Annotated in this window: 9 protein-coding genes; 5 read left to right on the top strand and 4 right to left on the bottom strand. The window is 72.8% G+C overall.

Annotation, left to right across the window (positions count from 1 at the left end):
- From ACYF6T_RS43655 to mtnA, 4 genes are all read right to left on the bottom strand, one after another.
- Positions 1–1,801: LpqB family beta-propeller domain-containing protein (locus ACYF6T_RS43655; protein WP_461703547.1), on the bottom strand; the 1,801-nt coding region annotated here is incomplete at its 3' end.
- Positions 1,791–3,827 (bottom strand): MtrAB system histidine kinase MtrB, encoded by a 2,037-nt coding sequence (gene mtrB, locus ACYF6T_RS43650; RefSeq protein ID WP_461703546.1) that lies wholly within the window; start codon positions 3,825–3,827, stop codon positions 1,791–1,793. The genes mtrB and ACYF6T_RS43655, both read right to left, overlap by 11 nt.
- Before the next feature lies 1 nt (position 3,828).
- Complete coding sequence (mtrA, locus tag ACYF6T_RS43645) at positions 3,829–4,518, bottom strand: two-component system response regulator MtrA (RefSeq protein ID WP_015659998.1); 690 nt, start codon at positions 4,516–4,518, stop codon at positions 3,829–3,831.
- Between the two features lie 242 nt (positions 4,519–4,760).
- Positions 4,761–5,903 (bottom strand): S-methyl-5-thioribose-1-phosphate isomerase, encoded by a 1,143-nt coding sequence (gene mtnA / locus ACYF6T_RS43640; protein WP_461703545.1) that lies wholly within the window; start codon positions 5,901–5,903, stop codon positions 4,761–4,763.
- Positions 5,904–6,043: 140 nt separating this feature from the next.
- On the opposite strand from mtnA, the gene ACYF6T_RS43635 reads away from it, so the two are divergent.
- From ACYF6T_RS43635 to ACYF6T_RS43615, 5 genes are read left to right on the top strand one after another with little or no spacing between them, the layout of a single operon-like run.
- Positions 6,044–7,378: a glycerophosphoryl diester phosphodiesterase membrane domain-containing protein gene (locus ACYF6T_RS43635; RefSeq protein ID WP_461703544.1), complete on the top strand. Its 1,335-nt coding sequence runs from the start codon at positions 6,044–6,046 to the stop codon at positions 7,376–7,378.
- Positions 7,379–7,382: 4 nt separating this feature from the next.
- Positions 7,383–8,201 (top strand): DUF4129 domain-containing protein, encoded by an 819-nt coding sequence (locus ACYF6T_RS43630; RefSeq protein WP_461703543.1) that lies wholly within the window; start codon positions 7,383–7,385, stop codon positions 8,199–8,201.
- Positions 8,198–9,397 carry a DUF4350 domain-containing protein gene (locus ACYF6T_RS43625; RefSeq protein WP_461703542.1) on the top strand — a complete coding sequence of 400 codons (1,200 nt, stop codon included), beginning with the start codon at positions 8,198–8,200 and terminating at the stop codon, positions 9,395–9,397. Before ACYF6T_RS43630 ends, ACYF6T_RS43625 begins: the two co-directional genes overlap by 4 nt.
- Entirely contained in the window at positions 9,397–10,386 is a 990-nt protein-coding gene (locus ACYF6T_RS43620) for an AAA family ATPase (RefSeq protein ID WP_461703548.1), read from the top strand. Before ACYF6T_RS43625 ends, ACYF6T_RS43620 begins: the two co-directional genes overlap by 1 nt.
- Positions 10,386–11,696 carry a DUF58 domain-containing protein gene (locus ACYF6T_RS43615; protein ID WP_461703541.1) on the top strand — a complete coding sequence of 437 codons (1,311 nt, stop codon included), beginning with the start codon at positions 10,386–10,388 and terminating at the stop codon, positions 11,694–11,696. Before ACYF6T_RS43620 ends, ACYF6T_RS43615 begins: the two co-directional genes overlap by 1 nt.
- Positions 11,697–11,727 lie beyond the last annotated feature (31 nt).

Genomic DNA, 11,727 nt, shown 5'->3' with positions numbered 1-11,727 from the left:
CCACCAGCTTCTGCCACTGCGCCCCACTGGGCAGCCGCACAATCCCGTCCTCCGAGTACGCCACCAACGGCATCTGATCGTCCTCGGTGGCCGTCAGCTCCTTCACCCCGGTCAGCGCAGCCGGCGCCGCCCCCTCCGGCGTAGACCCGTCCACCTGGACGTACCGCATGGTCAGCACACCCCCCTGCTCACGCCCGGCGACCACCAGCCGACTGTCCCCGGCCCACGACATCGCCGTCACGTCCTCCAACTCCGGCGTGGCGGAACGCAACTCCAGCACGGAAACGGCAGGCCGCCGCCCCTCCTCCGCCCGCCGCTCGATCCGCCCGACCAGCAGCGACTTCGTGTCCCCCTTGGCCACCACCAACGCGACCCGCACCCCGTCCGCAGCCACCCGAACGTCCTGAATCCGCCCGTCCAACTGCGGAACCGAAACCTCCACCGGCTCCCCCCGCCCCTGCTCGAACAGCAGCAGCCGCGGATCGTCGGGATCCCGGTCGGCCACCCACAGGTCACCCCCGGCGTCCCAGCTCGGCACGGTCAGCCGGTCGTCCTCGGTCTTCCCGTGGCTGACCAGCAACGGCTCTCCGAGCGAACTCCCCGACACCAAAGACGCGACATACAGCTGCCGCCCGTCACTCGTGACCCCCGCCGCACTGCGCTCGTCCCGCGCCACGGCCACCGACCGCAACGCCCTGCTGCCCTCCCCCAGCGCCCCCGGCACCGTGTCGGGCTTGTTCTCACCGCTGCCGACCGCCAACCGCACCACCCGGCTCTTGCTGTCGAGGTAGTACAGATAGCTCGGCTGCTGATCCGACCCGCGCGTGGCGACCGCCGCGACCCCGTCCTCCCGCATCACACACAGCCGCTTGCCCCCGGCCTGCAGCTCGACCTGGTCGACGGCGGGAGTGAGGTCCTGCAACGTGAACAACAGCTGGGCCGCCATCTCGTCGCACTTGCCCTCGCCCACCCGAGCCGCCTTGTCGTTCAACGGCACGGTCAGCTTGTTCTGGTCGTCCGGCGCCAGCGAGGACACGCCCTTCGCCAGCTTCGTACCCGTCGGAAAACTCGTCCGGACCACTGGGTTCAGCCAACGGGTGGGCCCGTTGAGCAGGGACCGCACCATCTGCGTCATCGGATCCACGCGCCGGCGCACGTACACGGGATCGGCGACCGCGGTCGGCTGCGCGGCACCGGCCACCGCATTCGACGCGTAGTAGTACTTGTTCACGGACATGTAGTTGCGCTGGAAGTCCGACTTCCCCATGACGACGCCCTGCGGCAGCTCGTCGATACGCCACTGCTTGGTCTTCGGATCCCGGACCAGGTGCACGAGCGCGTGGTAGCTGCCCTTCACCGGCTGGTACGCCTGCTGCGTGTCGACGACGGCGACCTTGCTCCCGGTCAGCGTGAACGACAGGTCGTCGCTGTTCTCCCGCCCCCCGCCCGACCGGTCGACCTCGGTACCGGGGCCGCCGGAGAGCACCATGGTGGACAGCCCCGGCTGCCAGGTCTTCGACGCCTTGGCGGTCAGATACAGCCGGGCCGTGGAGTAGTTCGGGTCGTCGCTCGTGAGCGCCTCCAGGAACCCCGAGACGATGTCCTGCGGCTGCGCGTCCTCCTGCGGCGGTACGGCGAAGACCCGTACCTGCGTGTCCTGGCGGGGCGTGGAGTCGACCCCGCGCAGATCCCCGCTGTCCGGCATCGACGCACACCCGGCCAGCAGTACGACCCCGCAGACGCCGTACGCCACCGCGCGCACCGACCCGCGCCGGGCACCCCCCTCGCGGTCAGCGCCCACGAAATGCCTCCCCATGCTTGTCTCCGGACGCGGCCCCGCCGCCCCCGTTGCCTCCGCCGTCGCCTCGAACCCCGCCGACCCCGCCGGAAGCCGGCCGAGGCACCACGCGCGCGCCGTTGCCGGGCAACGCCGTCGGGTCGGCGGTGGCGGCCGCCCCGTTCAACCGCGGAGCGATCGGCGGAATCTGGTCGCCCGCAGGCTGCACGGGCACGGTGGCGGTCTTCTCGCCGCCCCCACGCGGCAGCCCCGCGTCGTTGAGCCCGCGATTGCGCCGCGAGTCCTTGGGCTCCAGCGGTATCGGCGACCCCCGCAGCGGCTCGTCCGCCGTCCGCGGCAGCGTCAGCCGGAACTGCGAGCCCCCGCCGGGCTCACCCCACGCCTGCAGCCAGCCACCGTGCAGCCGGGCGTCCTCCAGGGCGATGGACAGCCCGAGCCCCGTACCGCCGGTGGTACGCGCGCGTGCCGGATCCGCCCGCCAGAAGCGGCTGAAGACCCGGGTCGCCTCACCGGGCTTGAGCCCGACGCCGTAGTCGCGCACCGCGACCGCGACCGCCCCGCCCGCCGCCGCCAGTTTGACGATGACGTCCTTGCCCTCGCCGTGCTCCACGGCGTTGACGACGAGGTTGCGCAGCACGCGCTCCACGCGCCGCGCGTCCGCCTCGGCGACGATGGGCTGCTGGTCGCCCAGGACCCGTATGGTCGTGCCCTTGCGTTCGGCCAGCGGCTCGGCGCCGCTCACCACCCGCCGCACGACCTCGCGCAGGTCTATCGGCTCGGCCTCCAGGGCCGCCGCGCCCGCGTCGAACCGGCTGATCTCCAGCAGGTCGGCGAGCAGCGACTCGAACCGGTCCAGCTGGTCGGCGAGCAGCTCCGCCGACCGCGCGGTCACCGGATCGAAGTCCTCGCGCGCCTCGTGGATGACGTCCGCGGCCATACGGACGGTCGTCAGCGGCGTCCGCAGCTCGTGCGAGACGTCCGACACGAACCGCCGCTGCATCCGGGACAGGTCCTCCAGCTGCTGGATCTTCAGTTGCAGGTTCTGCGCCATCTTGTTGAAGGCCTCGCCGAGGCGCGCGATGTCGTCCTCGCCGGTGACCTTCATCCGCTCCTGGAGCTTCCCGGCGGACAGCCGCTCGGCGATCCCGGCCGCCATCCGCACCGGCGTGACGACCTGCCGCACGACGAGCCAGGCGATGGCCCCGAGGAGTACGACGACGAAGAGCCCCGCGGTCGCCAGCGTGCCCTTGACCAGGCTCAGCGACTTCTCCTCCTGCGTGAGCGGGAAGAGGTAGTACAGCTGGTACGGATCGCCGTTCGGGTCGTTGACCTGCTTGCCGATGACCAGGGCCGGCTGCGACTCCTTGCTGTTGCTGTAGATGATGCGCGTGTAGCTCTGGGCGGCCGCCGTGCTGTGGTCGATGCGCTCGCGCAGGTCCTCGGGGACGCTGGCGGAGGGGTCCACGTATCCGGAGGCGCGCGGTCCGCGCCCGCCGCCGCTGTCGTTGCCCACCGGCAGGGTGACGACGTCGAAGGCGCCCTGGCCGCCGCTGGAGAGCGAGGAGACGAGATCGCTCATCCAGGGGGTGACGTTCTGCGAGGGACGGCCGCCGACCGTGGTGCCGTCGTCGCCGGTGCCGGTCGCCGCCTCGTCGGCCTGCTGCTTGGCCACCGCGAAGCCGCCGGTGGCCTGGCTCTGGGAGGCCTTCACCTTGGCGTCCAGCAGGCCGTTGCGCACCTGCCCGATGACGACGAAGCCCAGCAGCAGCACCACACCGAGGGACATCAGCAGCGTCGTGGCGACGACCTTGAGCTGGATGTTGCGCCGCCACAGCCGCATGACGGGCAGCAGCGGCCGGCGCACCCAGCGCAGGACCAGCCGCAGGACCGGGCTGCCCTGGACCCCGCCCTGGAGCAGTCCGCCCTCCAGCAGGCGTCCCCAGCGGGAGCCCGCCGTCTCGTGGCCGACAGGCCGCCCCGCGCGGGCCTCGCCCGGCCCGGGCGCCGAAACGGCACTGTCACCCGACATGTCAGCTCGGTCCTGCCTTGTACCCGACGCCACGGACGGTCACCACGATCTCGGGGCGCTCGGGGTCCTTCTCGACCTTGGAACGCAGCCGCTGCACGTGCACGTTCACCAAACGGGTGTCGGCGGCGTGCCGGTAGCCCCACACCTGCTCCAGCAGCACCTCGCGCGTGAACACCTGCCACGGCTTGCGCGCCAGCGCGACCAGCAGGTCGAACTCCAGCGGCGTCAGGGCGATCGACTGCCCGTCCCGCTTCACGGAGTGCCCGGCCACGTCGATGACGAGGTCACCGATGGCGAGCTGCTCCGGCGCGGGCTCCTCGGACCTGCGGAGCCGGGCCCTGATCCGGGCCACGAGCTCCTTCGGCTTGAACGGCTTCACGATGTAGTCGTCGGCCCCGGACTCCAGCCCGACCACCACGTCGACGGTGTCGCTCTTGGCCGTGAGCATCACGATCGGCACACCGGACTCCGCCCTGATCAGACGGCACACCTCGATACCGTCCCGCCCGGGCAGCATCAGGTCCAGCAGCACCAGATCGGGCTTGGTCTCACGGAACGCGGCCAGCGCCTTGTCGCCGTCGGCTACGAAAGACGGCTCAAAACCTTCACCACGCAGCACGATGCCGAGCATCTCGGCCAGTGCGGTGTCGTCGTCGACGACAAGGACTCGTCCCTTCATAAACGACATCATCCCATTCTCGTAACAGTGACTGCGGCGCTGGTGAGGGAGGTCACTGGCCCGTGACGATAGTCGTACTCGACCGTCACTGTCTGCCTTCGCCCTGCGTTCGTCCCGCGTTCGTTCCCGGACGCTGACACCCATGACGGCTGTCCGCTACCCAGCGTAAGCGCACACCGAGGACACGAGCGGCGCGGCGATACCCCGCGGCCCCTCGGCCACCCGCCCTCTGCCGACCGTGCCGGCCGGCCCGCTCAGCCGGCCGCCACCCGCCGCGACCTGGCGCACAGCTCCGCGAGGGACTCCGCCGTCACCGGCGACACCACCCCCTCCTCCGTGACGATCGCCGTCACCAGCTCGGGCGGCGTCACGTCGAAGGCCGGGTTGTACGCCTGGGTCCCCAGCGGCGCCACCGGGATCCCGCCGCCCATCCCCGTCACCGGCATCTGCGGCGCCAGGATCTCGGTCACCTCGAACCCGGGCCGCTGCTCCACCTCGATGGACGCCCCGTCCGCCGTCCCGGGGTCCACCGTCGTCAGCGGCGCCACCACGATGAAGGGCACGTGGTGGTACCGCGCCAGCACCGCGAGCGGATAGCTGCCCACCTTGTTCGCCACCGACCCGTCGGCCGCGATCCGGTCGGCCCCGATCAGCACCGCGTCGACCTCACCGGCCGCGAACAGCGAGCCCGCCGCGTTGTCCGTCAGCAAGGTGTACGCCATCCCGCTGCGCGCCGCCTCGTACGCGGTCAGCCGGGCGCCCTGCAGCAGCGGACGCGTCTCGTCCACCCACAGCCGCCGCAGCCGCCCCGCCCGGTGCGCGGCGAGCGCCACGGCGAACGCCGTACCCTCCCCGCCGGACACCAGCGACCCGGTGTTGCAGTGCGTGAGGATGCGATGCCCGCCGCCGGGCAACAGCTCGTCCAGCAGCGCCAGCCCGCGTTCGGCCATTCGGGCGCTGGCCTCCGCGTCCTCCCGGTGCAGGGCCTGAGCCGCTGCCAGGGCCGCCTGCGCGGCACGCTCGGCGTCCCCGCTCCGGGCGAACTCGCCCCGGTGGGCGGACTGCGCCCTGCGCACGCCCAGCGCGAGGTTCACGGCGGTGGGCCGGGCGCCCGCCAGCGCCTCGGCGGCGTCGTCCACGTCGAACCCGCGCGCGGCGGCGAGCGCGACGCCGTACGCCCCGGCGATGCCGAGCAGCGGCGCCCCGCGCACGGCGAGCGAGCGGATCGCCTCCACCAGCGCGGGCGCGTCCGTACAGACCAGCTCGACCTCCTCGGCCGGCAGCCTCGTCTGGTCGAGGAGCACCACCACGGGGCCCTCGGGTGGCTCATCCCAACGGATCGCCGGTATCTCGGTCGGCCTGCTGTCCTCGCCGGTTTGCGCGTACTGATCAGCCATGCGATCAGTCTGCCCCTTTTGGCGCAGACAATTGAAGGTGTGCAGCCCATACCGCGGCCGGTACCTCCACGACCACCCCATGGCACGATGGCTGCCAACCTGCCGCCGCGACCGCGGACGGGCACCGTGAAGGAGCGACGATGAACGACACTCCGGGCTGGGCCTCGCCCGGATCCGCCCCGTCCGAGGGGCAGGAACCCGGCGCGTCCGGACCTGCCGAACCCCACGACCGCCCCGCGGAACCCGGCGCCCAGCCGAGCGCGAACCCGCAGGACCCAGGCGTGAAGTGGTCCAAGGAGCAGCCGCCGGCCGGCCAGTGGTCCGCCCCCACCGGCCCCGCGGACCCCGGCCAGAGCCCGCCGCCCCCACCGCCCGGCCCAGGTTGGGGCGCCCGACCCGGAGCCCCGGGCGGCACCGGCGGTTACGGCGCCCCCGGTGGACCCGGCGGTTACGGCCCGTACGGCGGCTGGGGAGGAGCCTGGGGCGGCCCGCCGCCCGCCGCCAAGCCCGGCGTGATCCCGCTGCGCCCGCTCGGCGTGGGCGAGATCCTCGACGGCGCGGTCTCCACCATGCGCACCTACTGGCGCACGGTGCTGGGCATCTCGCTGACCGTCGCCGTCGTCACGGAGATCGTCGTCATCCTGCTGCAGGGCCTGGTCCTGAACGACAGCGTCGACACCGAGGCCCTCGACGACCCGAGCGCCACCCTGGGCGAGGTCAGCCGCGCCCTGGGCGAGAGCATGCTCGGCACCGGCGTGGTCTTCCTGGTCTCCCTGATCGGCACGATCGCGGCGACCGCCATGCTCACCACCGTCACCAGCCGGGCCGTGCTCGGCAAGCCGGTCACCGCCGGCGAGGCCTGGCGCGACGCCCGCCCGCAGGTGCCAAGGCTGTTCGGCCTGATCTTCCTGCTGCTGCTCATCGCGGCCGGCGTCGTCTTCGGCGGCGCGCTGCCCGGCATCCTCGTGGCCGTCGCCGGAGCCGGGACCGCCGGTGCCGCACTCGCCGTCCTGGGCAGCCTCGGCGCCGGTCTGGTCGCCCTGTGGCTGATGGTCCGCTTCTCGCTGGCCTCCCCCGCGCTCATGCTGGAGAAGCAGGGCATCGTCAAGTCGATGAGCCGCTCGGCGAAGCTGGTGCGCGGCTCCTGGTGGCGCGTCTTCGGCATCCAGCTGCTCGCGACGATCATCGCGAACATCGTCGCGTCGATCATCGTCATCCCCTTCACCCTCCTCGCCGCCGCCTCCACCGGCGACGGCATCGCCGGCTTCCTCAACAACGCGGGCAGCGACGTCGGATGGACGTTCCTGATCATCAGCGGGATCGGCTCGGTGATCGGCTCCATGATCACGTTCCCGATCACGGCCGGCGTCACCGTGCTGCTCTACATCGACCAGCGCATCCGCCGCGAGGCCCTCGACCTCGAACTCGCCCGCGCCGCAGGCGTCCAGGGCTACGGCACCGGCTCGGGAGGCTGATGCGGTGAGTCCTGCGGGGGGAGTGCTCACAGCGGCACCGGCACAACTGCCGGGCGCCGCCGAACAGGTCCTACGGGCCCTGCTGCACAGCGGCGACGCCGCCGTACGGTCACTCGCGCACGCCGGAACCACAGCCCTGCTATCGGGGGTCCGCTCCGGCGACGAACCGCCCGTGACGATCCCGCGTGATCCTGCGCGGGAGGCGGCCCGCCGCGAGCTGTCCAAGCGGATGTACCACGAGAACGACCCCAGCCTGTTCCAGCGCGCCCTGAACGCCTTCTGGAACTGGATCAGCGACCTCTTCGGCTCGGCCGCCGCCGCGGCGCCCGGCGGCTCGCTCGGCCTGGTCGTCATCGTCCTGGCCGTCCTCGCCGTCCTCGGGGCGCTGTGGTGGCGGCTGGGCACACCGCGCCGCGAACCGGTCTCCTCCGCCGCCCTGTTCGACGACCGCCCCCGCAGCGCCGCCGAACACCGCGCCGCCGCCGAGGCGCACGCCGCCCAGGGCCACTGGAACCAGGCCGTCCAGGACCGCATGCGTGCCATCGTCCGCTCCCTGGAGGAACGCGCCCTGCTCGACATCCGCCCCGGCCGCACCGCCGACGAGGCAGCCGCCGAGGCCGGCCGCGCCCTGCCCTCCCACACGGACCGACTGCGCGCCGCGGCCCGGGACTTCGACGACGTGACGTACGGCGGCCGCAGGGCGAGCGAGATGTCGTACCGCCGCATCGCCGAACTCGACGACGACCTCGAACGCAGCAAGCCCCAGCTCGCGAGCAGCACCCCCAGCACGGCCCCCAGCAGCCGCCAGGGAGCCGCCGGATGACCCCCGAGGCCACGACGCTCCCGACCACCTCGGCCTCGCCCACCGCACGCCAGGTGTGGACCCGCGCGCGAGGCATCGCCCTCGCCGTCGTGCTCCTTCTCGTGGCGGCCGTCGTCATCGCCGTGATCCGCTCCGACACCCGGCACGGCACCCTCGACCCGCGCTCCGTCGACCCCTACGGCAGCCGCGCCGTCGCCGAACTCCTCGCTCAGCACGGCGTGTCCACGCGCGTGGTCACCACGCTGGACGAAGCCCAGGCCGCGGCCGCCCCGGACACCACCGTCCTGGTCGCCGCCCCGGACCTGCTGACGCAGCATCAGCAACGGCGACTGCGCGCCACGACCGCCGGCTCCGGCGGGCGCACGGTCCTCGTCGCCCCCGGCAGCGCGTCCGTCGAAAGGCTCGTCCCCGGCGTCACCGCCGACCCGGCCACCAGCATCGACTCCACGCTCACCCCCAGTTGCTCGCTGCCCGCGGCCCGGCGGGCGGGCAACGCGGACATGGGCGGCATCCGCTACACCACCACCCACCTCGACGCCGACGAGTGCTACCCCAGCGAGCGCCTCGCCACCCTGCTGCGCATCCCGGAGACCTCCGGGGACGGCGACACCATCGTCCTGGGCGCGCCCGACATCCTCTTCAACGACCGCCTCGACGAGCAGGGCAACGCCTCGCTCGCCCTCCAACTCCTCGGCTCCCGCCCCCATCTGGTCTGGTACCTCCCCTCGCTCTCCGACACCTCGGCCACCGAAACCGACGACCAGAAGAACTTCCTCGACCTGCTGCCCTCCGGCTGGCTCTGGGGCACGCTGCAACTCTTCATCGCGGCAGCCCTCGCCGCCCTCTGGCGGGCACGCCGGCTCGGCCCCCTCGTGCCCGAGAAACTCCCCGTGGCGATCCGCGCCTCCGAAACCGTCGAAGGCCGCGCCCGCCTCTACCGCAAAGCCGACGCCCGCGACCGCGCGGCCGCCGCTCTTCGCTCCACCACCCGCACCCGCCTCGCCCCCCTCGTCGGCGTCCCCGTCGCCCAGGCGCACGCGCCCGAGACCCTGCTTCCCGCTCTGTCCGCCCACCTCCACGGCGACGGACAGTCCCTGTACTCCCTGCTCTTCGGCCCGCCGCCCAGCGACGACACAGCCCTCATCGCCCTCGCCGACCAACTCGACGCCCTCGAAAGAGAGGTACGCCGTCCATGATGGACCCGACCACTGACAACGCCGGGATCACCGGGGATCCGGGCCGCGCCCGCGCCTCCCTGGAGGCCCTGCGCGCCGAGATCGCCAAAGCCGTGGTCGGCCAGGACCCCGCCGTGACCGGACTCGTCGTCGCCCTCCTGTGCCGCGGTCACGTACTGCTCGAAGGAGTCCCCGGCGTCGCCAAGACGCTGCTCGTGCGCGCCCTCGCCGCCGCGCTCGAACTCGACACCAAGCGCGTGCAGTTCACCCCCGACCTGATGCCCAGCGACGTGACGGGCTCCCTGGTCTACGACACCCGTACGGCCGAGTTCTCCTTCCAGCCCGGCCCGGTCTTCACCAACCTCCTCCTCGCCGACGAGATCAACCGCACCCCGCCCAAGACCCAGTCGTCCCTCCTGGAAGCCATGGAGGAACGCCAGGTCACGGTCGACGGCACCCCCCGCCCGCTGCCCGACCCGTTCCTGGTCGCCGCGACGCAGAACCCGGTCGAGTACGAGGGCACGTACCCCCTGCCCGAGGCCCAGCTGGACCGTTTCCTCCTCAAGCTGACGATCCCGCTGCCCTCCCGGCAGGACGAGATCGACGTCCTCACCCGCCACGCCGAGGGCTTCAACCCGCGCGACCTGCGCGCCGCCGGCGTACGCCCCGTCGCGAGCCCCGCGGACCTGGAAGCCGCACGCGCCGCCGTCGCCAAGACGACCGTCTCCCCCGAGATCACGGCCTACGTCGTCGACATCTGCCGAGCCACCCGGGAGTCCCCGTCCCTCACCCTCGGCGTCTCCCCGCGCGGCGCCACGGCCCTGCTGGCCACCTCGCGTGCCTGGGCCTGGCTCACCGGCCGCGACTATGTCATCCCCGACGACGTCAAAGCCCTCGCCCTGCCCACCCTCCGCCACCGCGTCCAGCTACGCCCCGAGGCCGAGATGGAAGGCGTGACGGCGGACTCCGTCATCAACGCGATCCTCGCCCACGTCCCCGTCCCCCGCTGATGGCACTCACCGGACGCGCCGCGCTCCTCGCGGCACTCGGCTCCCTCCCCGTCGGCATCTGGGACCCCGGCTGGACCGGCATCCTCGCCGTGAACGGCCCCCTGGCCGTCGCCTGCGCCTGTGACTTTGCCCTGGCAGCACCCGTACGACGCCTTGGCCTGACCCGCTCCGGCGACACCTCCGTACGCCTGGGCGAAGCGGCCGACGTCACCCTCACCCTCACCAACCCGTCCCGCCGCCCGCTGCGCGCCCGGCTGCGCGACGCCTGGCCCCCCAGCAGCTGGCAGCCCGGCACGGAAGTGGAAGCCTCCCGACACCGCCTGACGGTCCCCGCCGGCGAACGCCGCCGCGTCACCACCCGCCTACGCCCCACCCGCCGAGGCGACCGCCAGTCCGACCGGGTCACGATCCGCTCCTACGGCCCCCTCGGCCTCTTCACCCGCCAGGGCACCCACAAAGTCCCGTGGACGGTACGCGTCCTGCCCCCGTTCACCAGCCGCAAGCACCTGCCCTCCAAGCTGGCCCGCCTGCGCGAACTCGACGGCCGCACCAGCGTGCTCACCCGCGGCGAGGGCACCGAATTCGACAGCCTGCGGGAATACGTCCCCGGGGACGACACCCGCTCCATCGACTGGCGTGCGACGGCCCGCCAGTCCGCGGTCGCCGTACGCACCTGGCGCCCCGAACGCGATCGCCACATCCTCGTCGTCCTCGACACCGGCCGCACCTCCGCCGGCCGCGTGGGCGACGCCCCGCGCCTGGACGCCTCCATGGACGCGGCCCTGCTCCTGGCCGCCCTCGCCTCCCGCGCCGGCGACCGCGTCGACCTTCTCGCCTACGACCGCCGAGTACGCGCCCTCGTCCAGGGCCGCACGGCCCGCGACGTCCTGCCCTCGCTCGTCAACGCGATGGCAACACTCGAACCCGAACTGGTGGAACTCGACGCCCGCGGCCTGACCGCCACGGCCCTGCGTACGGCCCCTCGCCGCTCCCTGATCGTCCTGCTCACCAGCCTGGACGCAGCGCCCGTGGAAGAGGGCCTGCTCCCTGTCCTCTCCCAACTCACCCAGCGCCACACGATCCTCGTGGCCTCCGTGGCGGACCCGTTCATCGCCCGTATGGCGACGGCACGCGGAAGCACGGACGCGGTGTACGAGGCCGCAGCCGCCGCACAGGCCCAGAGCGAACGCCTCCGCACCGCCGAACAACTCCGCCGCCACGGGGTCACGGTCGTGGACGCCACACCGGACGAGCTGGCACCGGCCCTCGCGGACGCGTACCTGGCGCTGAAGGCGGGCGGACGCCTGTGATCGAGGGATGGGGCGAGGGAAAGGAGCCCCA

The sequence above is a fragment of the Streptomyces sp. 7R007 genome, assembly GCF_054850255.1.
This window is presented reverse-complemented; position numbering and strand designations above follow the sequence as displayed.